The organism is Frondihabitans sp. PhB188 (assembly GCF_003752365.1).
GTDB lineage: Bacteria > Actinomycetota > Actinomycetes > Actinomycetales > Microbacteriaceae > Frondihabitans.
The window spans coordinates 546,362-571,536 of the sequence record NZ_RJUO01000001.1 but is presented as its reverse complement, the minus strand read 5'-3'; the positions used below and the strand labels follow the sequence as shown (position 1 = coordinate 571,536).

Sequence of the window (25,175 nt, the reverse complement as noted above, 5' to 3'; positions counted from 1 at the left end):
GTCTCGACGCGTGGTGGCAGGCGGAACGCGCGGCCCGGCGGTCTGCCAGACTCGACGCATGCCTTCTCTGAAGTACGACGTGACCGTGTCCCGCGACGAGGACGCCTGGCGCGTCGAGATCGCCCCGATCGGCGGCACGGCCACAGCCCGCTGGCTGGGCGAGGCCGACGACGTCGCACGTGCCTTCATCGCCGACTTCGAAGATGTCGAGCCCGACACGATCGAGCTCGACATCGTCGTCGAGTACCCGGGAGACGTCGAGGCTCAGCTCGACCGTGCCGCCCAGCTCCGCACTGCGTCCGACGAGGCGCTCGACGCCGAGTGGAACGCCCTCGGCCGCGCCGCCGACCAGCTCGATGCGGCCGGCGTGACCAAGCGCGACATCGGCGACATCCTCGGGCTCGCCGTCCCGCGCGTCCGCAGGATCCTGCGCGGCGGTGCTCGCGAGAACACCTCGCGCCTCGACGCCCAGTAGTCATCGAAGCAATATAAGAAATTCTAGGGGAGTCCCCAGGACTGGTGCCTTGCGCACGGGGGAGGGGTGCGTGCAACACTGGTAGGGCATCACTCGTCGTGGAGTGGAACGCACTCACCACCGTCCACCATCAATCCGAGTCCACGACGAGACTGCCCCGCCAGGCCGCATTCAGGTCTGCGGTTCCGGCGTTCCCCGACGCCCGGCTTCGTCGCGCGCTCCCGGGAGTCCCGTGACCGACACCTCCACAGCACCCCGCACACTGCGCACGCCTCGCGCCGGCGCAGCGCCCGCCGTCGGGCAGCCGCACGAGCTGACACCCCGCGCCGTCGTCGGCATCGCCGTGCTCGGCCTCGCCACGTTCTTCGCCATCACGACCGAGCTCATGCCCGTAGGGCTCCTCGGTTCGATGAGCTCGAGCCTCGGCGTCTCGGTCTCGTCGATGGGCCTCGTCATCACGGTCTATGCGGTCGCCGTCGCGGTGCTCGCACTGCCCCTCACACTCGCCACCACGCGCTTCCCGCGTCGGGCGATCCTGGTGGCCACCCTGGGCGGCTACGCGCTCTCGAACCTGCTGATCGCGCTCGCGCCGAGCTTCGCCGTGGTCTGCGCGGGCCGTGTGATCGGCGGCGTAGCCCACGCCCTGTTCTTCTCGGTCGCATCCGCGTACGCCACGAAGATCGTCCCGCCGCGTCTGGCCGGCCGGGCGATCGCGTTCGTCTACTCCGGCTCGTCCCTCGGCTTCGTGATCGGCGTCCCCATCGCCACGACAGTCGGAGAGCACGCAGGATGGCGCCTTGCCGTCGGCGGCGTCGCAGTGGCGAGCGCGCTCCTGGCCGTCGTCGCACTGCTGTTCCTGCCGTCGGTCCGCGGCGAGTCCCAGCCTCACCTGGGCTCCGTGAAGTCATGGGCGCGATCCGGCCTCATCGCGGTCGCGATCGCCGACCTGCTCCTCTTCGCCGGCCACTACGTCGTCTACACCTACATCGGCCCGTACCTCGAGGGCGCGGGCCTCGGTCACGACTACATCGGCGGCGCGCTGCTCGTCCTGGGCGGCACCGGAATCATCGGGCTCGTCGCGGCCGGCTCGTTCGTCGACCGGGCGCCGCGGCAGACGCTCCTGGTGGCCGTCGCCGTCATGGTCGCCTCGATCGCGGCCCTGCCGCTCGTCCACGGCTCGCTCGTCGGCACGTTCGTCGTCGCGGGCCTCTGGATGGCCGCCAACGGCACGACGGGCACCCTGTTCATGGCGGCGGCGATCCGCACCGGCGGCGTCAGCCCCGACATCGCCGGCGCGATCATCAACGGCGCCTCGAACATCGGCATCGCCGGCGGTGCCGCAGTCGGCGGCGCCGTCTACAGCGGAGCCGGCCTGGGCGTGCTTCCGCTCGCGGCCGCTGCCGTGCTCGTCGTGAGCTTCGGCGTCGTCCTCGCAGCCCGCCGCGGCTTCCCGGTCCACGGTCACTCGCAGGCGACCCTGTCGACGACGTCGATCCCCGTCATCACGACATCGATCCAGGCCATCACGACGTCGATCCCGACCGTGATCACGTCATCGATCCGCACCATTCAGACGCACACGGCCGCGATCCGCACCGTGCCGGGCCACGGCGGCTGACGCCGCGCCCCGGGCATCCGCCCGTCCGACCTGAAGCGATCGAGACGAAGACTGTGTCCGCGAGCCGCGGGGGTTCGGTCTCGGGACGCTTTCCCTGGGCGTGAATTCACGCCCAGGGAAAGCGTCCCAGCGAGAACCCCGGGGGGAGCCGCCCCGTCAGCTGCGGTTGGGTCTGTAGCTGAGATCGGGTCTGCAGCTGAGATCGGGTCAGCAGCTGAGATCGGGTCAGTAGCTGTCGTCCACGACGAGCTTGCCGTCGACGACCTTGAGCGAGACGTAGACGTTGAAGGTGGTGTCGTACGAGTAGGGGTAGGAGGTACCGAGGAACTCGTCGGTGTACTTCTCCGTGACCGAGCCCGAGCCGCCCTCGCTCGTCACGGAGATCGAGTCGCCGTTCAGCGACACCGCCAGCGTCGGCTGCTTCGTGACCTTGTACGAGACCTTCGTGTAGCCCGAGCCCGGTCCGTAGAAGGGGCAGTCCGAGTCGAGGTCGCCGCGAGTCGACTTCTCGCACGTATCGATCAGGTCGGTGACGATCTTCTCGGCGTCGGTCGTCAGCCGATCCGTGGGCTTCGCCTCGAACTGCGCCGAGGCCCCGTACGACGACGAGCCGGCGCCCACCGCGATCTTCTGGACGGTCGATCCGAAGTAGTCCGTTCCCGCGATCGACAGGTCGTAGACGCCCGGGTAGGCCGTCAGCTCGAGTCCGCTGTCCGACAGCGCGCCCACCGCGGTCCCGCCGGCGGTCACGTCCGAGGTCGCGAAGATCGTGTCGGCCCGCACGTCGACGGTAGACGTCAGGGGCTTGACCTTCCACTCGTCCTTGAAGAACCAGCTCGTCCCGGTGCGCGTGAGCTGCAGGATGGCGTCCTGCTGCTTCCCGCCCACCGAGAAGGCCGCCGCCACGGTGGCGATGTCGCCCGACGTGGTCACCTTTCCGATGGCGACGTCGGTGATGCGCGCCGACGCCTTCGACAGGACGGCGTCCGTCATCATGCCGCCCGACGCTTTCGCGCTGCCTTCGAGCTTCGCCGCGGCAGTTGCGTCGCCGCGCGACAGGTCTCCGAGGTAGGCCTCGGCCACCGGCCCGGGGCCGTAGACGCTGGTGCGGAGCGTCGTCGCGGTGATGGCGCCGCCGACGACCAGCACGATGACGATGCCCGCCGCGATGAGAGATCGAAGCAGGATCCTCCGCGGATTCCGAGCGCCAGGCCGATCAGCAGGGTCGTCAGTGCCAGGGCCAGGCCGGTGACGGCCGAGGTGACCAGCGTCTGGCCGCGATCGAGCCCACGTCGACGCGCGTACGGGCGAGCAGCACGATCGCGGCGATCTGGGCGAGCGCGATCATCACCGGGACGGAGCCGAGGTGGGCCGAGCCGGACACCGTCGTGAGGTACTCGAGGCTGCCCGCTATGCGGAGACGGCCGAGGTCGGCCAGCAGCACCAGCTGGGCCGGCGCACCGGCGAGGATCGTGAAGATGCTCGAGGCGTCGACCTGCGGAAGCGACGACGTTCCGGGCATGGGTGATGCGCCGCCCGTCGAGGTCGATCCTGCTCCCGATCCGGACGCCGACGCAGCGAGCACGAGTGCCGTCAGCAGGAGCGACAGCACCGCCACGACGTAGGCCGCCAAGAACCCGGCCACGCCTGTGACGGCCGCGACGATCCAGTCGCGGCCGGTCAGCGACCGCATCACCAGCGAGACGCGCGAGGGCGCCTCAGGCGGGGGTGGGGCCACGGGCGGCACTCCGGCCGGCTGAGAGGGGTCGAATGCCGGCGCGATCGGCGTGCACGAGCGCGCAAACGCGTTTCAGGTGTGTTGCAGTATCCGATGGAACCCCTCCGCGGCGTGCCGGCGGTGCGAGAATGAGCCCATGTTCGGCAGACGACTGCGAGGCACCGACTCGCCCATCACCCGTGACACGGGATTCGGCATCGGGGCGCAGGTGCATGTGGTGGACTCGCTCGAAGACCCCGCCTCGCCGTTCCCCGACGGACCCACCGGCATAGTCGTGCGCGCCGGCGGCTCGGCCTGGCAGCCGGTCTCGGTCATCGGCGGGTCGTCGCGCGTCTGGACCATCCAGTTCGACACCCCGCAGTACACACCCGACCTCGAGGGGCCGATCGCGATGTGCCAGCTTCCCGAGCGCCAGCTCCGCCTCGCACCGCCCGTCGATCGCTGAGCCGCAGGCGGGTCACCCGTTCGAGGGGCGCTCGTTATGGGACTTCCAGGGCGCAGGAACCGGCCCGTACGGTCGTCGCATGATCTCTCCGCGCCTGGCCATCGCCGCCACCGTCCTCACGGTCGCCATCGCCGTGCCGTCGGTCGTCGTCGCGGCCGAAGCCTCGTCGGCCAGCACCGTTCACACCTCGTCCGTGAACAAGGTGACCCCCAAGTCGACCACGTACAAGAACTGCACCGAGATCCACAAGCACTGGTCGGGTGGCATCGCCAAGAAGGGCGTCACCACCAACACGACGCACTCCAAGGGCAAGACCTACCACCGGGCGCTCAAGGGCACGGTCAAGCACGACACTGCTCTCTACAACGCGAACAAGAAGTCGGACGCCGACAAGGACGGCATCGCCTGCGAGAAGTCTTAGGCGACCCGTTCTCTCCTCCGCCGGCGCGCGATTCCCGACCTCTCCCGAGAGGCCGGGAATTTCTGCGTCCGGGCCGCGTTGAACCGAACTGTATGCAGACGCATACAAACGGAGGTAGGGTAGAGGTCATGAGCAACGAGAGCGGCATGCAGTTCGGAATCTTCAGCGTCGGCGATATCACCACCGACCCCACGACCGGCGTCACGCCGACCGAGCACGAGCGCCTGAAGGCGATGATCACCATCGCCAAGCACGCGGAGGAGGTCGGCCTCGACGTGTACGCCGCCGGCGAGCACCACAACCCGCCGTTCGCGAACTCGAGCCCCACGACGCTCCTCGCGATGATCGCGGCACAGACCGAGAAGATCATCCTGAGCACGGCTACCACGCTGATCACCACGAACGACCCGGTGAAGATCGCCGAGGACTTCGCACTCCTGCAGAACATCACCGACGGGCGCGTCGACTTGACGCTGGGACGCGGCAACACCGGCCCGGTCTACCCGTGGTTCGGCAAGGACATCCGCCAGGGCATCAACCTCGCCATCGAGAACTACGCCCTGCTGCACCGCCTCTGGACGGAGGAGGTCGTCGACTGGAAGGGCCACTTCCGCACCCCGCTGCAGGGCTTCACAGCCACGCCGCGCCCCCTCGACGGCATCGCGCCGTTCGTCTGGCACGGCTCGATCCGGTCGACCGAGATCGCCGAGCAGGCCGCGTACTACGGCGACGGGTTCTTCGCCAACCACATCTTCTGGCCCGCCTCGCACACCGCTCAGATGGTGCAGCTCTACCGCGAGCGGTTCGAGCACTACGGACACGGCAAGGCCCACCAGGCCTACGTCGGCCTCGGCGGCCAGGTCTTTATGGCCAAGAACTCGCAGGACGCGGTCAGGCAGTTCCGTCCGTACTTCGACAACGCCCCGGTCTACGGCCACGGACCCTCGCTCGAGGACTTCACCGCGCAGACGCCCCTCACGGTCGGCAGCCCGCAGGAGGTCATCGACCGCACGCTCGGCTTCCGCGGCTACGTCGGCGACTACCAGCGTCAGCTCTTCCTGATGGACCACGCCGGCCTGCCCCTCAAGACCGTGCTCGAGCAGCTCGACCTGCTCGGCTCCGAGGTGGTGCCGGTGCTCCGCCGCGAGTTCGCCATCGGGCGTCCAGCCGACGTGCCGGATGCACCCACGCACGCGAACCAGGTGGCTCGCGCCGCCGAGGCGACTCCGGCTGTCTCCTCGGCCGACCCCGCAGCTGTCCCGGCGCTCCGATGAGCGCCGCACCCTCGGGCCTGCCGGCCAAGCGCATCGCCGTCGTCTCGGCCGGGCTCAGCCAGCCCTCGTCGACCCGTCTGCTCGCCGACCGCCTCGCCGAGGCCACGACCCGCGGCCTGGCGTCGCTCGGGGAGTCGGCCGACGTCGAGGTGATCGAGCTGCGCGATCTGGCGCACGACATCACCGACAACCTGCTGACGGGCTTCCCGTCGCCGGCCCTCGAGGCGGCCATCGCGGCCGTCACGAGCGCTGACGGCGTCATCGCCGTCAGCCCGGTGTTCACGGCGTCGTACAGCGGCCTGTTCAAGTCGTTCTTCGATGTCGTCGACAAGGATTCGCTCGCAGGAACTCCGGTCCTCATCGGCGCCACGGCCGGCTCCCCGCGCCACTCCCTCGTGCTCGACCTCGCCCTCCGGCCCCTGTTCGCGTATCTGCGCTCGGTCGTCGTGCCCCTCGGCGTCTTCGCCGCATCGGAGGACTGGGGCTCGGGCGACGAGACCACCACGACCCTCCCCGACCGTGTCGCCCGCGCCGGCGAGCAGCTCGCCGACCTCGTCGCCGGTCACACGACGCGCCGCCCGGGTGCGTTCGACGCCGACGCCGTCGTGCCGTTCGAGGAGCAGCTCCGGCGCCTATCGGCCGAATAGCAGGCCCGCCCCCGTCGGATCGGCTCGGCCCCTCCCGATCCCGGGAGGGGCCGTGCCGTCTCGGCGGGGGCAGCAGGAAATGTCGGAGGACTCCCGTACGTTGGGCCCACCATGAACGACACCGCCATCGCCTCCGCCACCGCCGAACTCGACCGCTACCGCCAGCGCCGCCGTGAGCGAGCCACCGGCCCGCAGGGCTTCCTGGCCCTGACGAACACGCAGTGGGTCGACTCGGCGCAGCCGGTGTGGGGCGTGCCGGGCACCTGGGCTCCGGCGCCGAAGGGCCTCGGCGGCCTCGCCCTGACGGCGACGGAGGCCGACGGCATCGTCGTCGACGGCGACGTGGTCGACGGCACGGTCTACGTCGCCGGCGACGACGCCATGGTGCCGTCGACGCTCCGCTTCGCGTCGGGGGCGACCGGCACCGTCATCGCCAACGACGACCGCTCGTCGTACGCCCTCCGGGTGTGGGACACCTCGTCCGACGCCGCGCAGGCGTTCGGCAGCGTCGACTCGTTCGACTTCGACCCGTCGTGGGTGGTCACCGCCGACTTCGTCCCTACCGAAGAGGGCGCGCAGGTCGACATCCGCCACCAGAAAGACCTCGAGCTGAGCCGCCCGCAGCCGTTGCCCGGCCTGATCCGCTTCAGTCGCGACGGCGTCGACTACGAGCTCGCCGCCTTCCCGTCCGGCGACGGCGACCGCCTGCAGCTCGTGTTCGGCGATGCGACAAACGGCGACAGCACCTACTCGGTCGGCCGCTTCCTCTTCCCGACGCCATCCGACGACGGCACGATCATGCTCGACTTCAACCGCGCGGTCCTTCCGCCCTGCGCCTTCTCGTACAACTTCAACTGCCCGATACCGCCGAAGCAAAACCGCTTTGCGATCCCGATCGAGGCCGGCGAGAAGAACGTGCTCGCGAAAGACGGCTCGCTGCTTCACGCCTAGGCTGACGACATCCCGCGCGCCGGTAGAGTCGAACGTATGTTCACCGTGCTCGCCCGCCTGCCCGGCGAGGGGGTTCGGGCGACGCCGGTGACGCGGGGACGCGGCGGCGCACTGGAGGTCGGCGAGGGGCGCGAGTTCCTGCCGTCCGAGATCGATGACGTGATCGTCGAGGGCGAGCACGCGGCGACGCGCTGGGTGTGGGACGACACGGCGCGCTGGTACCCGCGGCTGCTGGAGCGCGGCCTCCGGGTCGAGCGCTGCGTCGACCTCCGGCTGCTGCATGCGATCCTGCGGCGCTCCGCCTTCGCCGTCGGCGCTGAGATCCACGGGGAGGCCCCGGGCGTGTGGGACGCCCCTCAGGCCGCTCCGCACGACTCCGGCGTGCTGTTCGTCGTCGAGCCGGAGTCGCTGCCCGATCCCGTGGGCGAGTTCCTGCGCCAGAGGGCCGCGATCGAGGCCAGCGTCGAGCGACCGCGACTGGAGCTGCTGGCGGTGGCCGAGTCGACGGGCGCGCTGATCGCCGCCGAGATGCGGCACCGGGGCATCCCGTGGTCGTCTGAGCGCCACGACGACCTGCTCACGACCCTGCTGGGGCCTCGGCCGTCGATCGGCGCACGGCCGGCCGCGATGCAGCGCGACCTCGCCGAGATCCGCGTGGCCCTCGCATCACCCGACCTCAACCCCGACTCGCCCGGCGAGCTGCTGAAGGCCCTTCGTGGCGCCGGTCTCGACGTGCGGACCACCCGCCAGTGGGAGCTCCGGGAGCTGGAGCATCCCGTCATCGAGCCCCTGCTCGCCTACAAGAAGAAGCAGCGCCTGTTCGCCGCGAACGGCTGGGCGTGGGTCGACGAGTGGATCGTCGGCGGGCGGTTCAGGCCGGAGTACGTCCCGGCCGCCGCCGCGACGGGCCGGTGGGGCACCTCGGGCGGCGGAGCGCTGCAGCTGCCGAAGGCCGTACGCGGCGCGGTGGTCGCCGACGACGGCTGGACGCTCGTCGTGGCCGACGCGTCGCAGCTCGAGCCGCGGATCCTGACCGCCCTCTCGCGCGACCGGGCCATGGCCCGGGCCGGCGCCGGAGACCTCTACGAGGGGATCGTCGCGACCGGGGCCGTGGCCACGCGCGCCGAGGCGAAGGTCGCCATGCTGGGCGCGATGTACGGCGCGACCTCGGGCGACGGCGGCCGCCTCATGCCCCGCCTCACGAGAGCGTTCCCCGACGCGATCGCGTTCGTCGAGAAGGCGGCGCGCGAGGGAGAGCACGGGGGAGTGGTGCACACCCTCCTCGGCCGGACGTCGCCCAAGCCGGGTGGCGAGGCGCTCCCGCCGGAGATGGGCACCGGAGACGTGGGCACCGCTGAGCGTGCCTGGGGCCGTTTCACGCGCAACTTCGTCGTGCAGGGCACCGCCGCCGAGTGGGCCCTGTGCTGGATGGGGTCGTTGCGGCGCCGTCTGGCCGAGCGCTTCGGCACCGACGACGACGCGCCGCACCTAGTGTTCTTCCTGCATGACGAGGTCGTCGTGCACGCGCCCGAGCAGAGCGCGGCCGAGGTCGCGGGCCTGGTCGAGGAGGCCGCGGCGGAGGCCGGGCGCCTGCTGTTCGGGTCGGCTCCGGTGCTGTTCCCTGTCACGGTGGCGACCGTGCGCTCCTACGCCGATGCCAAGTAGAGGGCGATTCCGGGTTCCCGGGGATTACACAGTTGTGATTTCCAGGCTTGATCGGCCATAATTCACACAGAACCACCACGAAGGATCCGTTCACCAGGTCGATGGGGAAGTCGCACCTAATCGAACGGAGGAATCGTGGCTGCAATAACCAACACTGCGTCGGTGGCGCAGGGCGTCCTTTTCGTCCACTCGTCCCCACGTGCTTTGAGCCCGCATGTCGAGTGGGCTGCTGGTCGTGCCCTCGGCCGTGCGGTCAACTTCTTGTGGGCTGATCAGCCTGTCCTGAAGGGCTCGCTTCGCGCTGAGTTCCACTGGGAGGGCCCTGCCGGCACCGGCGCGGCTATCGCGTCCGCGTTGCGCGGGTGGGAGCACCTGCGCTACGAGGTGACCGAAGACCCGTCTGACGGGGCTGACGGCGGGCGCTGGATGCACACGCCCGACCTCGGCGTCTTCTTCGCGCAGACCGACTCCGTGGGCAACACGGTCGTGCCCGAAGACCGGATCCGCTACGCGATGGAGATCGCAGGATCGAACACCCTGGAGCTCCACCGCGAGCTGCGTCTCGCCCTCGGCCAGGCGTGGGACGACGAGCTGGAGGCGTTCCGCCACGCCGGCGAGGGCAACCCCGTCGTGTGGCTCCACAAGGTCGGCTAGACGCGTCAGACTGCACCACGTGCGGCCCCATCGACACGGGGACGTGCAAGACGAAGGCCCGGTCGCGAGACCGGGCCTTCGTGCGTCCGCCAGACCACGGATCGGCCGCAGGCGGCCGCCGCTCAGACGGCGGTGGTGGTCACCGGAGACGCCGGACGACCGGAGCCTGTCGAAGGTCCGGCGCCGCAGGCGGCCGCCGCTCAGACGGACCTGAGGGCGACGACCGCGTTGTGCCCGCCGAACCCGAACGACGTCGAGATCGCCACGATCGGCTCGTCGCCGATGGGGCGGGGCTCGGTGACGAGGTCGATGTGGATGCTGTCGTCCATCTGGGTCGTGTTGATCGTCGGCGGCAGAGTCTTCTCGGCGAGGGCCTTGACCGTGAACGCGGCCTCGATCGCCCCGGCACCGCCGAGCAGGTGACCGGTCGACGACTTGGTGGCCGAGATCGCGATGCTGCCGAGGTGGTCGCCGAACACGCGCTCGAGGGCGCGGATCTCGGCGATGTCGCCGACGGGCGTCGAGGTCGCGTGCGCGTTGATGTGCGCGACGTCGGTGCGCTCCACTCCGGCGCGCTCCAGGGCGTTGATCACAGCGCGGGCACCACCGGTGCCCTCCGGGTCGGGAGCGGTGATGTGGAAGGCGTCGCTGGTGACGGCGCCGCCGAGCAGCTCGGCGTAGATCCGGGCACCGCGGGCGAGGGCGTGCTCCTCGGTCTCGATGACCAGGGCGGCACCGCCTGCGCCCAGGACGAAGCCGTCGCGGGTGACGTCGTACGGGCGCGATGCAGTGGCCGGGTCGTCGCTGCGCGAGGAGAGAGCGTGCATCGCCGCGAAGGCGGCGAGGGGGAGCGGGTGGATCGAGGCCTCCGACCCGCCGGCGATGACGATGTCGGCATCGCCGTTCTGCAGGTGGTCGTAGGCGTTGGCGATCGACTCGGTGCTGGAGGCGCAGGCCGACACGACGGTCCGGGCACCGGCACGGGCACCCAGCGCCATCGAGACGGCGGCGGCCGGGCCGTTCGGCATGAGCATGGGGATCGTCATCGGGAGGACGCGGCGGGCGCCCTTCTCGCGGAGGGTGTCCATGCCGTCCGTCAGGGTCCAGATGCCCCCGATGCCGGTGGCCCAGTCGACCAGGAAGCGCTCGGGCACGACCTCGGGTGATCCTGCGTCCGCCCAGGCCTCGCGCGCAGCGATGAGCGCGTACTGGCTGGAGGGGTCGAGGCGCTTCGTCTCTTGACGGGTCAGCACCTCGTCGGGCGAGACCTTGACGCTGCCCGCGAAGCGGATGGGGAGGTCGTACGTCTCGACCCACGGCTCGTCGACGGTGCGGATGCCGCTCTCTTTAGCGAGCAGCGCGGTCCAGGTGTCGGCGAACGTTCCGCCGAGGGGGGTGGTCGCACCGATGCCGGTGACGACGATCTTCTTGGTCACAATGGTCTCCTAAACGATCGGGGCGTCAGGCCCCGGAAACAGCGCTCGGCCCGCGCCGAGACGACGCGGGCCGAGCTGCGGGACGATTAGCCCTGAGCCTTGGTGATGAAGGTCACGGCGTCGCCGACGGTCTTGAGGTTCTTGACCTCGTCGTCGGGGATCTTGACGTCGAACTTCTCTTCGGCGTTGACGACGATCGTCATCATCGAGATCGAGTCGATGTCGAGGTCGTCGGTGAACGACTTGTCCATCTCGACGGTGTCGGTGGCGATACCGGTCTCGTCGTTGATGAGCTCGGCCAGGCCGGCCAGGACTTCTTCGGTGGACTGTGCCATTGTTGTTCTCTCCTTGAGGTGTCGTTGTGACCGGGGTAAATCCTATTGCACGGTGTCAGCGCGGGTGCACGGCACGCTGGACCGGTGGTTTTCGAAGGGCTCCGCTCGGCTTCGAGGGCGCAGGAACTCGGGCCCCTACGGCAGCACGACCACCTGGGCCCCGAACACCAGGCCGGCCCCGAACCCGATCTGGAGCGCGAGTCCGCCCGAGAGCTCCGGGTGCTCCGCGAGCAGGCGGTGCGTGGCGAGCGGGATGCTCGCCGCCGAGGTGTTGCCGGTGGTCTCGATGTCGCGCCCGATCACGACCGTGTCGGGCAGGCCGAGCTGCTTCGCGAACTCGTCGATGATGCGCATGTTGGCCTGGTGCGGCACGAAGGCGGCGAGATCGGCGGCCTGGATGCCGGCCTTCTCGAGGGCGAGCTTTGCGGCCTTTGCCATCTCCCATACGGCCCAGCGGAAGACCGTCTGGCCCTCCTGGCGGATGGTCGGCCAGGCGATGTCGCCGGCTCCCTCGCGGTAGGCGCGGGTCGTGGCGGTCATGCCGATGGTGTCCCACTTCGACCCGTCGGAGCCCCACACGGTGGGCGAGATGCCGGGGGTGTCGCTGGGGCCGACGATCGCCGCGCCCGCGCCGTCGGCGAGGAGGAACGAGATGGAGCGGTCGGTCGGCTCGATGATGTCGCTGAGCTTCTCGGCGCCGACGACGAGGACGTACTCGGCGATACCCGACTTGATGAGGGCGTCGGCCTGGGCGATTCCGTAGGCGTACCCGGCGCAGGCGGCGCTGATGTCGTAGGCCGCGGCGGGGTTGGCCCCGACGCGCTCGGCGAGGAGCGCGGCCATCGACGGGGTCGGCACGGTGTTGCTGATCGTGGCGACGAGCACGGCGCCGATCCGCGACGGGTCGATGCCGGCCTTCTCGATGGCCTCGCGCGACGCGGTCTCGGCGAGGTCGATGGCCTCGACGTCGCGGCTGGCGCGCATGCGGGTGATGACGCCGGTGCGCTGGCGGATCCACTCGTCAGACGAGTTGATCGGCTCGATGATGTCGGCGTTAGGCACCACCACGTCGCCGCGCGCGGCGCCGAACGAGTAGATGCGCGTGAACTCGCGGGTGGGGTTCTGGAGGAGGATCGGGGTCATGAGGCTGCTCCCTGCAGGAGGTCGACGGCGGCCTGGAGGTCGTCGGGGGTCTTGATGGCGACGGTCGGAAGCTTCTCGCCCGACGGGCTCTTCAGACCGCGCTTGGCGAGGCCGACGAGGGCTCCGGCGGGGGCCAGCTCGATGAGCCCGGTCACGCCGGCGGCGGTGAACGACTCCATCGTGCGGTCCCAGCGGACGGGCGAGGCGACCTGGTCGACGAGCAGGTCGACGAACCGGCGGCCGTCGGCGATCTCGGACCCGTCGAAGTTGGTCCAGAGGCGCGTCGTCGGGTCGGACGTGGCGATGGCGGCTGCGGCCGTGCGCAGGGGGTCGACGGCCGAGCCCATGTAGCGGGTGTGGAAGGCGCCGGCCACCTGGAGGGCGATGACGCGGGCCTTGGCCGGAGGCTCCTCGGCCAGGCGGGCGAGGGCGTCGAGCGCACCGGCCACGACGATCTGGCCGCCGCCGTTGAAGTTGGCGGGCTCGAGGCCCAGCTCGGCGAGCTTCGGCAGGACCTCGGTCTCGTCGCCGCCGAGGACGGCGCTCATTCCGGTGGGCTCCGCGGCCGCAGCGTCCGCCATGCCGGACGCCCGGACGGTGACGAGGGAGACCGCGTCGGCCTCCGACACCACGCCGGCGAGAGCGGCGGCGGTGAGCTCGCCCACCGAGTGGCCGGCGACTCCGGTGACGGCGGAGCGGTCGACGCGATCGAACAGCGCGCGGGCCGTCACGAGGCCGGCGGCCACGATGAGCGGCTGTGCAACCGCGGTGTCGCGGATCGTGTCGGCGTCAGACGAGGTGCCGTGCGCGACGAGGTCGACACCCGATGCGTCCGACAGCTCTTCGAGCTGGGCACGCGCCGCGGGGTCGTCGATCCAGGGAGTGAGGAAGCCGGGGGTCTGCGATCCCTGGCCGGGAGCTACGAGAACGATCACCGGACCATCCTGCCAACCAATCGAGCCACGGCCCTGTGGCGACTCGACCAAGAATCCGGCCGAGCGTTGTATGAGTCGCTCACTTGGCGGCGCCTCCGCGCTTATTTCGACGCGTCGGGGTGTCGGGATCGGCGATCGAGCCCAGGATCAGGGCGGCCTGCAGGATCAGCGCCTCGCGGGCGCCGGTGGCGTCCCACCCGATCACGTCGGTCACGCGCTTGAGGCGGTACCTCACCGTGTTGGGGTGGACGAAGAGCTCTCGGGCCGTCGCCTCGAGGGAGCGGCCGTTGTCGAGGTAGCACCAGAGCGTGGTCAGCAGCTCGGACGAATGCGTCTTGAGCGGCCGGTAGATGCGGTTCACGAGCGTGGTCCGGGCGACGGGATCGCCGGCAAGGGCGCGTTCCGGCAGGAGGTCGTCGGCCTGAGCCGGGCGGGGTGCGTTGCGCCAGGCACGCGCCACGGCGAATCCGGCGAGGGCGGCCTTGGCGCTGCCGGACGCGTCGACGAGCCCGGGCACCTCGTGGCCGAGGACGAGCGGCCCGTCGCCGAAGCCGGGCTCGAGTGCCTGCGCGATCTCGGTGAACGACGGATGCAGCTTGGCGGTCGCCGGCGCGGCGGTGATCGGAGACGAGGCGACTCGTCCTGCCGGATGACCACCGTCGGCGGCCGTCGTGCTGAGCTCGTCTTCGGCGTCGGACTCGGCGCGGCCGATCACGAGGACCAGCCGCGACCCCTGAACGCCGATGAGCACGTCGGCGTCGAGGTGCCGGGCGGTGCGGCGCAGCACGTCGACGTCGAGCATGCGCGGGGCCGTGCCCACGAGCACGGCGACCTCGCCGTGGCCGTGCCAGCCGAGGGCCGCGATGCGCGACGGCAGCTCGTCGTCGTACTCGCCCGAGAGGATCGAGTCGACGACCAGGGCCTCGAGCCTGGCGTCCCACAGGCCGCGCGCTTCGGCGGCGCGGGCGTACACGTCGGCCGCGGCGAATGCGATCTCGCGCGAGTAGAGCAGGATCGCCTCGCGGAGGTAGCTGTCGCGGTCTTGCACGCGGTCTTCGACCACCTCGCAGGTGACGCGGATCAGCTGCAGGGTCTGCTGGAGGCTGACGCTCCGGAGCAGCTCGCGAGGAGCCGCTCCGAACACGTCCGCCGCGATCCACGGCGTCGCCTTGGGGTCTTCGAACCAGCTGATGAACGACGAGATTCCGGCCTGGGCGACGAGGCCCACGGCCGAGCGCCGCCCTGGTGGCATGGAGCCGTACCAGGGCAGCGTCTCGTCGAGCTTCTTGATCGTCGCGGTGGCGAACTCGCCCGAGACGGCCCGAAGCCACGCCAGCGTCTTCTTCTTGGCCGCCGGGTCTTGAGTGCGCGGGGCGCTCACGACCGGATCAGCTCTCCCCGCCGGCCGACCCCGAGGTCCCGGCCGTCACCTCGTGCAGCTGGTAGCGGTCGATGGCCTGCTGCACGACGCTCGGGTCGACCTCGCCGCGCTTGGCGAGGGCCTGCAGCGTGCGGACCACCATCGACGGGCCGTCGATCTTGAAGAAGCGTCGGGCGGCCGGACGCGTGTCGGAGAACCCGAAGCCGTCGGCGCCGAGCGTGTAGTAGTCGCTCGGGACGAACTGGCGGATCTGGTCCTGGACGGCGTGCATGAAGTCGGAGACCGCGACGACCGGCCCCTCGGCACCCTGCAGCTTCTGCGTCAGGTACGGGACCTTCGGCTCGTCGTTCGGGTAGAGGAAGTTGTGCTCGTCGGCGGCGAGGCCGTCGCGGCGCAGCTCGGTCCAGCTCGTGACGCTCCAGACGTCGGCCGCGACGTTCCAGTCCTCGGCCAGGAGCTGCTGCGCCTCGAGCGCCCACGGGACGCCGACGCCCGAGGCGAGGAGCTGCGCGCGCGGCCCCAGGTTCTGCGCCTCGGAGATGCGGTGGATGCCCTTGACGATGCCCTCGACGTCGACGCCCTCGGGCTCCACAGGCTGCTGCATCGGCTCGTTGTACACCGTGATGTAGTACATGACGTTGGGGTCGGGGTGGCTCGCGTTGCCCTGGTCGTCGGTGCCGTACATGCGCTCGACTCCGGCCTTGACGATCTGGCCGATCTCATAGCCGTACGCCGGGTCGTAGCTGACGACGGCCGGGTTGGTCGAGGAGAGCAGGTGCGAGTGTCCGTCGGCGTGCTGCAGGCCCTCGCCGGTGAGCGTGGTGCGGCCGGCGGTGGCGCCGATGATGAAGCCGCGTGCCATCTGGTCGCCCGCGGCCCACATGGCGTCGCCGGTGCGCTGGAAGCCGAACATCGAGTAGAAGACGTAGACCGGGATCAGCGGCTCGCCCTGCGTCGAGTAGCTGGTGCCCGCAGCGGTGAAGGCCGCGAAGGCGCCGGCCTCGTTGATCCCGACGTGGATGATCTGGCCCTGCGGGCTCTCCTTGTAGGCCAGGAGCTGCTCGCGGTCGACCGACGTGTAGGTCTGGCCCTTGGGGTTGTAGATCTTCGAGGTCGGGAAGTACGCGTCCATGCCGAACGTGCGCGCCTCGTCGGGGATGATCGGGACAATGCGGTGGCCGAAGTCGGGTGCGCGCAGCAGGTCTTTCAGGAGGCGCGCGAACGCCATGGTCGTGGCGACCTCCTGCTTTCCCGAGCCCTTCTTGACGACGCCGTAGGCGGCCTCGTCGGGCACGGGGATCTGCGTGAACTTCGATCGGCGCTCGGGGATGTACCCGCCGAGCTCGCGACGGCGCGCCTGGAGGTACTCGATCGCCTCGTCGTTCTGACCGGGGTGGTAGTACGGCGGCAGGTACGGGTTCTCATCGAGAGTCGCGTCGGTGATGGGGATGCTCATCTCGTCGCGGAACTTCTTGAGGTTGTCGAGGGTCAGCTTCTTCATCTGGTGGGTCGCGTTGCGGCCCTCGAACGACGGGCCCAGGCCGTAGCCCTTGACCGTCTTCGCCAGGATGACCGTGGGCTGGCCCTTGTGCTCGACCGCCGCCTTGTAGGCCGCGTAGACCTTGCGGTAGTCGTGGCCGCCGCGCTTGAGGTTCCACACGTCGTCGTCGGAGTAGTTCTTCACGAGCTCGAGGGTGCGCGGGTCGCGGCCGAAGAAGTTCTCGCGCACGTAGGCGCCCGACTCGGCCTTGTACGTCTGGTAGTCGCCGTCGGGGGTGCGGTTCATCAGGTTGACGAGCGCGCCGTCGTCGTCGCGGGACAGCAGTTCGTCCCACTCGCGACCCCAGACGACCTTGATGACGTTCCAGCCGGCTCCGCGGAAGAAGCTCTCGAGCTCCTGGATGATCTTGCCGTTGCCGCGGACCGGGCCGTCGAGGCGCTGCAGGTTGCAGTTGATGACAAAGTTCAGGTTGTCGAGGCCGTCGTTGGCCGCCACCTGGAGCTGGCCGCGGCTCTCGACCTCGTCGAGCTCGCCGTCGCCAAGAAACGCCCAGACCTGCTGGTCGGAGGCGTCCTTGATGCCGCGGTTGGTGAGGTACTTGGCCTGCTGCGCCTGGTAGATCGCGTTGATCGGTCCGAGGCCCATCGACACGGTCGGGAACTGCCAGTAGTCGGGCATGAGCCGCGGGTGCGGGTACGACGACAGGCCGTCGACGCCGTGCGACTTCTCCTGGCGGAATCCGTCGAGCGCGTGCTCGTCGAGGCGGCCCTCGAGGAAGGACCGGGCGTACATGCCGGGGGAGGCGTGGCCCTGGAAGAAGATCTGGTCGCCGCCGCCGGGAGCGCCCTGCGCACGGAAGAAGTGGTTGTAGCCGACCTCGTAGAGAGCGGCCGACGAGGCGTAGGTCGAGATGTGGCCGCCGACCGAGATGCCGGGTCGCTGCGCGCGGTGCACGGTGATGGCCGCGTTCCAGCGGATCCACTTGCGGTAGCGGCGCTCGAGGTCTTCGTCGCCCGGGAACTGGGGCTCGTTCTCGGGGGCGATCGTGTTGATGTAGTCGGTGGTCGGCACCATCGGCACGTTGACGTGCAGATCGCGCGACCGCGACAGGAGACTGAGCATGATCTCGCGAGCGCGCTCGTGGCCGTGAGTCGCGACGAGGGCGTCGAGCGACTCTCTCCACTCCGCGGTCTCTTCGGGATCCCTGTCGAAATCGTCGACCGAATACGGATCCTGATCGTTTACCGACACCCTTGACCTCGTTCGTTTTGTAGGCAGACACAGTCGTGTCGAGCACATCATCGTCCGGGGGTGGGGACGGGTCGGGCCCGACGACAACACTCTACTGACTCCGGCAGGGAGCGCCTCTCAGTCGCAGTCCTTGCATTCCCGGTGCGCAGGCGTAGCATTGCCAGCCGTGCCTCGCGCCACCTCTGCGAGCCACGATCTGAGAGGACAACACAGCATGGCTCTGGAGAACGACGTCCGGGCTCCCGACTTCGACCTGCCGAACCAGTACGGCGAGCACGTCCGTCTGGCCGACTTCCGCGGCGTCAAGCCCGTCGCCCTCGTGTTCTTCCCGCTCGCCTTCTCGAGCACCTGCACCACCGAGCTGTGCCAGCTCCGCGACAACATCGCCCTCTTCAAAGACCACCGGATCGAGCTCATCGGCATCTCCGTCGACTCGAAGGCGACGCTCCGATCGTTCGCCGAGACCGAAGGCTACGACTTCACGCTTCTCGCCGACTTCTGGCCGCACGGCGAGGTCGCGAAGGAGTACGGCGTCTTCCTCGAGCACAAGGGCTTCGCCAACCGTGCGACGTTCCTGATCGACATCGACGGCGTGATCCAGGAGCACTTCGTCACCGCGCCGGGCCAGGCGCGCGACATGGCCGACTACCGGGCTGCGCTCGACGCGCTCGTGCCCGTGGGCGTCTGAGCCTCTTCCTGAACTGAGCCGCTTCCTGAACTGAGCGTCATCCTTACCTAAGGACGAGGGCGCGCTTCGCGAGGATCTCGCCCCGTGAGTGCGAGCCCCACGAGGAAACGCGGAGTTCCTGCGCCCCCTCACAAGGACGACCCCCTCGAGCGTCCTTGCGAGCAGAGCGGTTCTAGCGCAGGAACTCGCTGACGACCGCCTCGCTCGGCCTCGCCGGCGCGTCCGCGCCCGGTCGCCCACGCCCGAGCAGCCAGAGTCCGAGCGGCAGGGCGAGCGCGCCGATGACGGCCAGCCTCAGGTCGAGGCCGTCGAGCATGACGGCGAACGGCGGGGCGATCAGCAGGACGGCCGCCACCGCGATGACCCACGCCGCAGGACCCCGACGCCCCGCTGGCAGCGCCGCCGGCGGCTTCTCGAGCCGGCCGACCACCAGCGAGACGGCGAAGGCCAGGCCGATGACCGCGAGGTACATCGGGATGCGGGTCAGCCACCAGACCCTCGATCCCGGGTCGGGGAAGGGCGCGCCGACCACGAGCAGGGCGCCGTTGACGATGATCAGCAGCGGCAGGTGCCACAGGTAGACGGTCATGCCGCGGCTGCCGACCAGAAAGACGACGGCCCGCGCCGCCTTCGTCTGCATGAGCCGCGCCAGAGCCGGGCGGAGCAGCCGCAGCAGGCAGAGCTGAGCGACGGCCAGCAGCATGAGCGGCGTCATCGGCGGGTTCAGGTCGACGAGCATGTTGGCCGACCAGCGGTGCGATCCGGTGAGGGGGAGCATCGCGAGGTACGCAGCCGCCGCCACGACGATGAGGACGACCGGCCGGGCGCGCTCCAGCCAGCCCGCCGCGTAGGCGAAGCCGAGCTGCTGCGCGAAGAGCCACACGAAGACAAGGTTGAGCAGCCCGATGTTCGTCACGTGGGTCTGGTAGCGGACGACGTCGACCGCGAAACCGCCGACGAACAGGACGATGAGCGTGACGACCGGGCGTGTCGCCTGAAGATGCGCCATCGCGGGCACGAACAGCTGCGTGATGCCGTAGGCGGCGAGGAACCAGAGCGGGGAGCCGATGCCTGCGGCCGTCTCGTCGAGGACCCCGGCGTCGACGCCGAGCGCGGTCGCCACGACGAGGCCGACCGCCAGGAACACGTAGATCCCCGCCGCCGGGCGTCCCAGGCGCTGCAGTCGTCCGCGGACGTAGTCGCCGGCGTCGCCGCCGCGGCGTCTCGTCGACGCCCACGCCGTGGCGCTGGCGAACCCGCCGACCACGAAGAACAGCGGCATGATCTGCCCGAACCAGGTGGCCGCGTCGAACCACGACTCGCCCTCGAGGGGCCTGGTGGTGACGATTGCGCCCGACGCATCGACGCCCACGCCGACCATCAGCACGTGGATGACGACGACGAGGAGCACGCAGGCGACCCGGGCGAGGTCGACAGTGAGGTCTCGACCCGACAGATCCGCGCCGCCCCCGCGCGAACCCTGAGCAGCAGCGTTCATGACGGCACGCTAACCCGCCGCGCCCCGAAAGCGCATCATCCTCTCGGCCGGTCTTGGCTACCATGGACCCTGCGCGCGCTCCCGACGGAGTGCTGCGGGCCTTTAGCTCAGTTGGTAGAGCGCCACGTTTACACCGTGGATGTCATCGGTTCGAGCCCGGTAGGGCCCACCCCCGCACCCGTCAGTGCCACGCCCCGCCACCCGCACCCGCTAGGGTGCCGCACGTGACCACCGTCGAGAGCAGCACGCCGGCGGAGGCCGCCGCGCCGCGCCGACGTCGACTGCGCCTCGAGACGACGGCGGCCGTGTCGGCCGTGACGGTGACGGTCGCGCTCCTGCTGTTCCTCGGGGCGACGCGCAGCTCGCCGGTGTTCTTCGGCGACGAGATCGGCTACCTCGCCAACGCCATCGCGCTGGCCGGGGGGCCGCACCTCCAGCTCGACGCCGGCTCGTACTACCCGGGCTGGTCGTTCGTGCTGGTGCCGCTGTGGTGGGCGTTCCGCGACCCGCTGGCGATGTACCAGGGCGCGGTCGTGCTCTCGGCGCTGTCGCAGGTCGCGACGATCCCCGTGCTCGCGCTCCTCGGCCGACGCCTCGGTCTCACGACCGGGCAGTCGCTCCTCGCCGCGTGCGCCGTCGTCGCCCTTCCGGCGCACGCCCTCCTGGCGGGATTCGCCCTCGCCGAGAGCTTCGCCGGCCTCCTCGTCGCCGCGACCGCCCTCGCCGTCGTCGCCGCCGCAAAGACCGGCGACCGCCGCTGGTTCGCGGCCGCCGGTGCCCTTGCCGGCGCCGCGTTCGTCACCCACGGCCGCCTGGCGCCGCTTGTCGCGGCCACTCTCGTCTGGGCAGCCCTCCTCCTCTGCCGCAAGGACCGGCGTGCCGCCGCCGCCCTCGCCCTCCCCGCCCTGCTCGTCGCAGGGGCGGGCTACGCCGTCTACCGCCATCTCGAGCTCACGGTCTACGGATCGACGGCCCGCGAGTCGACGGGGATCGCCCGCCTGCTCGGCAGCGAAGCCGGCCCGACGGCGCTCGGCGGCAGCGGCCAGGCCTGGTACGCGCTGGTGGCGACGGCGGGCCTGGCGATCCCGGGCGTGCTGCTCGGCGTGCGGGCCGTGGTCGCCGAGGTGCGGGCGCGCCGGTTCGGGTGGGCGTCGTGGGGCGCGGTCGCGTTCCTGGGCCTCGTCGCCATCGGCGTCACCTACGTGAGCCACGCCGTCGGCCGGAGCGAGCGCCTCGACCTGTTCGTCTACGGCCGGTACCTGCAGCCGGCGACCGACCTGGTCGCCCTCCTGGGGCTCGTGCAGCTCGTGCGGCTGAGACCCCGGCACCGGTTCAGGAACTCGGCCCTGGTCCTCGCGTCCCTGATCGCCGCCGCCGCGGCCTACTGCCTGCTCGCGGCCGCCGCCGTGCCCGCCGCGCGCGAGACCCGGGCCGGCTGGAACGCCATGAACGTGCTCGGACTGTCGCCGTTCACCTGGCACCACGGCCGCGAGGTCACTGTGCCCGCGGTGCAGGCCTCGCTCGTCGCCGCAGCGGCCCTCGCTCTGCTGCTCGTGCTCCGAAGGATCCCGCGCGGCCCGACCTGGATGCTGATCGCCGCAGTCGCTCTCGCCCTCGCGGGGTCGATCGTCGGCCAGGCGCGCACCGTCGTGCCCGCCTACTCCTCTTACGCGAGCGCGTTCGTGCTGGCGCCGCGCGTCGAGGAGGAGCCCGGCGCCACCGTCTCGTTCGACGTCCGGCGGAATCCTCTTCGCCCCAACACCGACACCGCGATCAGCCAGAACGCGTACCAGTTCTTCCTCGCGCCGACCGTCGTGCCGGTCATCGACACCGGCGACGCGATGCCGACGACCGACCTCGTCATCACGCGCAGGAACTGGCCGGCGGGCATAGCCGCCGGCTGGAGGCTCATCGCCAACGACGCCCGCTACGACAACTCGCTGTGGGCGAGGCCCTGAGCCGTCGGGGTCAGCCGATGAACGTGCGCGAGCCCCAGCTCGTCGTCGTGCCGACGGCCTTGCGGCCGTCGAACGGGGTCTCTACGCTGCCATTTCCCGGGAAGACGTACATCTGGCCCGACTTGCCGATGGCCATCAGATCGGCATTTCCGTCGCCGGTGAAGTCGCCGGGCGTGAAGATCTTCGTGTAGTTGCTCCAGCCGGTCTGGGGCACGGTCGTCTTGACGAGGCCGGCGACGGTCGGAATGTGCGTGTAGAGGGCGAGGCCGCCCGACGAGTCGCGAGCCAGCAGGTCGGAGTACCCGTCGCCGTTGAAGTCGGAGCCGCCGACGACCAGGTTCTTGGAGTTCCAGCCGGAGGCCAGCTGCACGCGGCCGCTGAACCTCCCGGTCTTGTCACCGAGGTAGAGCCACAGCACGCCGACCTTGTCGACCGCGGTGATGTCGGCGTAGCCGTCGCCGTTGAAGTCACCCGCCGACGCGATCTTCGTCATGGTCGACCAGCCCGACGCCGCGGTCACGCGCGTGCCGAGCGAGCCCTTCGGACTGACGGGGAAGTAGTACAGCGAGCCCGAGGTGCCGCGCGCGTAGAGGCCCGGGTTGCCGCTCGACGTCGCCTTGCCTACGGCGGCGAACGCGTTGTACGAGTTCATGCCGGTGCCGAGCGACACGTTGGCGGGGGAGAGGAAGGCGCCCTTGCCGTCACCCCGGTAGTTGTACAGCGTGCCGGTCGACGTGATCGCCAGGATGTCGGTCTTGCCGTCGGCGTTGTAGTCGTGGAGGCGCGTCGTCGGGGTGTTGGTGAACTGGTACGTCGGGTCGGCCAGCAGGCGGAGCGACGTCATCGTGCCGTTGTAGGCGTCCTGGTCGCCGGGGAAGGGCGATTCCTTGTCGGAGTACTGCCAGAGGGACCACGCCGCCCAGTTCTTCGGGACCGCTCCGGGGCCCGCGGCGGCGTTCGACGTGTACTTCGCGAAGAACAGCGGGTTCGCGGTGAAGCTGGTGGTCGAGCTGCCGACGCACCTGGCCCAGAAGTCGGCGTTGGTGTAGATGACTGGGATGCGGGTCGTGTTCTTGGCGACCTGAGCCGAGAAGGCGGAGATCCACGATCGCATCTCCGACTGCGACATGTCATAGCAGGCACCGATGTCCGGCTGCTGGGCCTTCGTGTTGACCTCGAGGTCGAGCATCGGCGGCAGAGTCGATCCGCCGGGAGACCAGAGCGCCCCCTGCGGCGTCTTCGACCTCTGCGAGTTGAAGTAGTCGGCCTGCTGCACGGCGCGGCCGGCGTTCGTCGAGGCGGTCCCCACATTCGGGGCGGCAAGGTGATAGGCGCCGCGGACGTAGCCGGCCTTAAGAGAGCCGTTCCACTGCGCAGCGAAGTTGTCGTTGACGACCTTGACGCCGCCGCTGGCCTTGATGTACACGAACCGCGCCTTGTACGCGCCGTTGTAGAGCGACGACCACTTGGCGTCCGAGATCGCACCCTGGTACTGGCTGACGTCGAAGCCGCGGATGCCGGTCGGTGCGGTGGTGGCGGCATCGGCCGGCGCGACCCCCGCGACGGCGACGAACCCGGACACGACGAGACTCGCGAGGCCGACGATGGCGACGCGACGAATGGAACGGTGCATGGAGCGATTCCCCCCCGTTGGTGCGATGGTCGTCTTCAGCGTACGTCGCGGATCACTCCGTTCCCACCCGTCTGCAGGATGACCTGCCCGAGGCAGTCCCTCGCGCCACCGCCTGACGCCGGAGCCGAGCGGGTTAACCCGCTCCCCGGCGCGTCCCCCCGCCGACGGCGGCAGGGAGCACATATCATTCCGCCATGAAGTACCAGCGGGAATCGAGTGTGGCGGGGACGGTGACGGCCATCATGGACGCTGACGAGCACCCGATCCGACACGCGATCTACACTCCCGCCGACGGCGTCCCGATCGTCCGTGCGGACGACGATCCCGCCTTCATCGAAGACACGGTGCCCCGGTCGCCGCGGTCCGCGTACGACGCCGCGCCGGCGACTCCGGTCGCGCCCGAGCCCGACGAGACCAGGCCCAGCGAGACCAGGCCCAGCGAGACCGAGCCCGACGAGACCACGCCCGACGAGGCGTTCCCCGAAGAGACCGTTCCGTACGCTCCCGGCGATGTCCCCGAGCCGATCGACGACGGGCTGACCGACGAGGAGCGCGGATACCCGATTCCGCCTCAGCGCGGGTCCCTCGACGACGACGTCCTCGTGCCCCTGGTCGAGCGCCACACCACCGACACCGCGACCATCGACCTCATCGGCATCGTGCAGGCTCAGATGAAGCTCCGACTCGCCGAGGCGCGCCGCTTCGCCGAGTGGGAGGCGCAGATCCAGCGGATCGGCACCGACGAGGCACTCGAAGAGCTGGAGCGGACCCGACTGCACTTCACAGGCGTCATCCCGATCCAGACCGGCCCCACCGTCATCTCGATCGTGCAGTCCCCGCCGCCCGTGCTCATCACGATCGACCAGGCCCCGACCGGCGAGGCCCTCGTGCCCGAGCGCGTCCTGCCGGTTGTCGAGTCGTCCCCGATCATCCCCGCCGGCACGGTGCCCGACCCCGCGGTGAGCACTAACGCGCACGTCGAGCGCGCACGCATCTCGGACGAGGAGCTGCTCGACACCCCCGGCGAGGCAGCCCCGGCCTCTCGGGCCGCCGCGAAGCCCGCCCCGTCGTCGCTCACGCTGACGCGCACGGCGATTCTCGCCCTCTCCGTCCTCGCGGCGCTGGTCGTGATCGCCGGCATCGTCACCACCGCCGTCGGAGCACCCCTCGCGGTGTCCGGCGCCCTGGCGGCGGTCTCCGTCCTCGCCGCCGCCTGGCTCGGCATCGTCGCGGGCCGTCAGGCTCTCCGTCTCCGCTCCTCGGGGGCGGCGACCGGCCGCACCGGCGCCGCGCTGGTCGCGGGGCTCGTCCTCGGCACGGCCGTCGGCGAGGGCCTCGTCACCTCGCCCGCACCCGAGTTCGCGTGGCAGGGATACCTGCTCTCGCTCGCGAACGTGCAGGGCGTCGACACGCTCCTGTCGGTCGTCGCCGGCTGCGTCGCGGCCCTGGTGCTCGCGTTCGTCGTGGTCGTCGTCGTGGACCGCACGAGCGAATCCGCGCTGGCGTCGTAGGCGTCCTGGGCGCGAGG

22 protein-coding genes and 1 tRNA gene are annotated in these 25,175 nt (G+C 70.3%); 13 read left to right on the top strand and 10 right to left on the bottom strand.

Features of this window, described 5'->3' with window-relative positions; all coding sequences use genetic code 11:
- Window positions 1-58 precede the first annotated feature (58 nt).
- Window positions 59-475, top strand: a complete 417-nt coding sequence (locus EDF46_RS02665; protein ID WP_123504716.1) for a hypothetical protein — start codon at window positions 59-61, stop codon at window positions 473-475.
- Between the two features lie 232 nt (window positions 476-707).
- A complete protein-coding gene (locus EDF46_RS02660) occupies window positions 708-2,093 on the top strand; it encodes an MFS transporter (RefSeq protein WP_123504715.1) in 1,386 nt (461 codons plus the stop codon).
- 225 nt (window positions 2,094-2,318) lie between these two features.
- Here EDF46_RS02660 and EDF46_RS02655 read toward each other — a convergent pair whose 3' ends face one another.
- Complete coding sequence (locus EDF46_RS02655) at window positions 2,319-3,242, bottom strand: hypothetical protein (protein ID WP_123504714.1); 924 nt, start codon at window positions 3,240-3,242, stop codon at window positions 2,319-2,321.
- A 79-nt stretch (window positions 3,243-3,321) separates the two neighbouring features.
- Window positions 3,322-3,831, bottom strand: coding sequence for a hypothetical protein (locus EDF46_RS02650; protein ID WP_148061125.1), 510 nt, complete (start codon window positions 3,829-3,831; stop codon window positions 3,322-3,324).
- A gap of 136 nt (window positions 3,832-3,967) precedes the next feature.
- Here EDF46_RS02650 and EDF46_RS02645 point away from each other — a divergent pair, with 136 nt between their 5' ends.
- The 7 genes from EDF46_RS02645 to EDF46_RS02615 all read left to right on the top strand — a co-directional run bounded on the left by EDF46_RS02645 (window position 3,968) and on the right by EDF46_RS02615 (window position 9,888).
- Window positions 3,968-4,276 (top strand): hypothetical protein, encoded by a 309-nt coding sequence (locus tag EDF46_RS02645; RefSeq protein WP_123504712.1) that lies wholly within the window; start codon window positions 3,968-3,970, stop codon window positions 4,274-4,276.
- A 79-nt stretch (window positions 4,277-4,355) separates the two neighbouring features.
- Complete coding sequence (locus tag EDF46_RS02640; protein WP_123504711.1) at window positions 4,356-4,697, top strand: excalibur calcium-binding domain-containing protein; 342 nt, start codon at window positions 4,356-4,358, stop codon at window positions 4,695-4,697.
- A 146-nt stretch (window positions 4,698-4,843) separates the two neighbouring features.
- Entirely contained in the window at window positions 4,844-5,971 is a 1,128-nt protein-coding gene (locus EDF46_RS02635) for an LLM class flavin-dependent oxidoreductase (protein ID WP_123505165.1), read from the top strand.
- Window positions 5,968-6,618, top strand: a complete 651-nt coding sequence (locus EDF46_RS02630; RefSeq protein ID WP_123504710.1) for an FMN reductase — start codon at window positions 5,968-5,970, stop codon at window positions 6,616-6,618. The genes EDF46_RS02635 and EDF46_RS02630 overlap by 4 nt, the downstream gene beginning before the upstream one ends.
- 111 nt (window positions 6,619-6,729) lie before the next feature.
- Window positions 6,730-7,569: a DUF1684 domain-containing protein gene (locus tag EDF46_RS02625; RefSeq protein ID WP_123504709.1), complete on the top strand. Its 840-nt coding sequence runs from the start codon at window positions 6,730-6,732 to the stop codon at window positions 7,567-7,569.
- Window positions 7,570-7,605: 36 nt separating this feature from the next.
- A complete protein-coding gene (locus EDF46_RS02620) occupies window positions 7,606-9,234 on the top strand; it encodes a bifunctional 3'-5' exonuclease/DNA polymerase (protein WP_123504708.1) in 1,629 nt (542 codons plus the stop codon).
- Between the two features lie 144 nt (window positions 9,235-9,378).
- Window positions 9,379-9,888 (top strand): DUF3145 domain-containing protein, encoded by a 510-nt coding sequence (locus EDF46_RS02615; RefSeq protein ID WP_123505164.1) that lies wholly within the window; start codon window positions 9,379-9,381, stop codon window positions 9,886-9,888.
- A 200-nt stretch (window positions 9,889-10,088) separates the two neighbouring features.
- Here the strand turns inward: EDF46_RS02615 and EDF46_RS02610 are convergent, their stop codons facing one another.
- The 6 genes from EDF46_RS02610 to aceE all read right to left on the bottom strand — a co-directional run bounded on the left by EDF46_RS02610 (window position 10,089) and on the right by aceE (window position 17,870).
- Complete coding sequence (locus tag EDF46_RS02610; protein WP_123504707.1) at window positions 10,089-11,324, bottom strand: beta-ketoacyl synthase; 1,236 nt, start codon at window positions 11,322-11,324, stop codon at window positions 10,089-10,091.
- An 86-nt stretch (window positions 11,325-11,410) separates the two neighbouring features.
- Entirely contained in the window at window positions 11,411-11,659 is a 249-nt protein-coding gene (locus tag EDF46_RS02605) for an acyl carrier protein (RefSeq protein ID WP_123504706.1), read from the bottom strand.
- Between the two features lie 135 nt (window positions 11,660-11,794).
- On the bottom strand, window positions 11,795-12,802 hold the full coding sequence (locus EDF46_RS02600) for a beta-ketoacyl-ACP synthase III (protein ID WP_123504705.1): 1,008 nt from the start codon (window positions 12,800-12,802) through the stop codon (window positions 11,795-11,797).
- Window positions 12,799-13,737, bottom strand: coding sequence for an ACP S-malonyltransferase (locus EDF46_RS02595; protein WP_123504704.1), 939 nt, complete (start codon window positions 13,735-13,737; stop codon window positions 12,799-12,801). Before EDF46_RS02595 ends, EDF46_RS02600 begins: the two co-directional genes overlap by 4 nt.
- A gap of 79 nt (window positions 13,738-13,816) precedes the next feature.
- A complete protein-coding gene (locus EDF46_RS02590) occupies window positions 13,817-15,118 on the bottom strand; it encodes a CdaR family transcriptional regulator (protein WP_123504703.1) in 1,302 nt (433 codons plus the stop codon).
- A gap of 7 nt (window positions 15,119-15,125) precedes the next feature.
- The gene (aceE, locus tag EDF46_RS02585) at window positions 15,126-17,870 is read right to left on the bottom strand and encodes a pyruvate dehydrogenase (acetyl-transferring), homodimeric type (RefSeq protein ID WP_123504702.1); all 2,745 of its coding nucleotides are present in this window, start codon (window positions 17,868-17,870) and stop codon (window positions 15,126-15,128) included.
- A 214-nt stretch (window positions 17,871-18,084) separates the two neighbouring features.
- Here aceE and EDF46_RS02580 point away from each other — a divergent pair, with 214 nt between their 5' ends.
- Complete coding sequence (locus tag EDF46_RS02580; protein ID WP_123504701.1) at window positions 18,085-18,558, top strand: peroxiredoxin; 474 nt, start codon at window positions 18,085-18,087, stop codon at window positions 18,556-18,558.
- 172 nt (window positions 18,559-18,730) lie between these two features.
- Here the strand turns inward: EDF46_RS02580 and EDF46_RS02575 are convergent, their stop codons facing one another.
- A complete protein-coding gene (locus EDF46_RS02575) occupies window positions 18,731-20,056 on the bottom strand; it encodes an acyltransferase (RefSeq protein ID WP_123504700.1) in 1,326 nt (441 codons plus the stop codon).
- 96 nt (window positions 20,057-20,152) lie between these two features.
- Between EDF46_RS02575 and EDF46_RS02570 the strand changes: the two genes are divergently transcribed.
- Window positions 20,153-20,225, top strand: a tRNA-Val gene (locus EDF46_RS02570).
- A 55-nt stretch (window positions 20,226-20,280) separates the two neighbouring features.
- Window positions 20,281-22,014 (top strand): hypothetical protein, encoded by a 1,734-nt coding sequence (locus tag EDF46_RS02565; RefSeq protein ID WP_123504699.1) that lies wholly within the window; start codon window positions 20,281-20,283, stop codon window positions 22,012-22,014.
- 10 nt (window positions 22,015-22,024) lie between these two features.
- Here EDF46_RS02565 and EDF46_RS02560 read toward each other — a convergent pair whose 3' ends face one another.
- Window positions 22,025-23,647, bottom strand: coding sequence for a GH25 family lysozyme (locus EDF46_RS02560; protein WP_158614136.1), 1,623 nt, complete (start codon window positions 23,645-23,647; stop codon window positions 22,025-22,027).
- A 194-nt stretch (window positions 23,648-23,841) separates the two neighbouring features.
- On the opposite strand from EDF46_RS02560, the gene EDF46_RS02555 reads away from it, so the two are divergent.
- Window positions 23,842-25,158, top strand: coding sequence for a hypothetical protein (locus tag EDF46_RS02555; RefSeq protein WP_148061124.1), 1,317 nt, complete (start codon window positions 23,842-23,844; stop codon window positions 25,156-25,158).
- The last annotated feature ends 17 nt before the right edge of the window (window positions 25,159-25,175 follow it).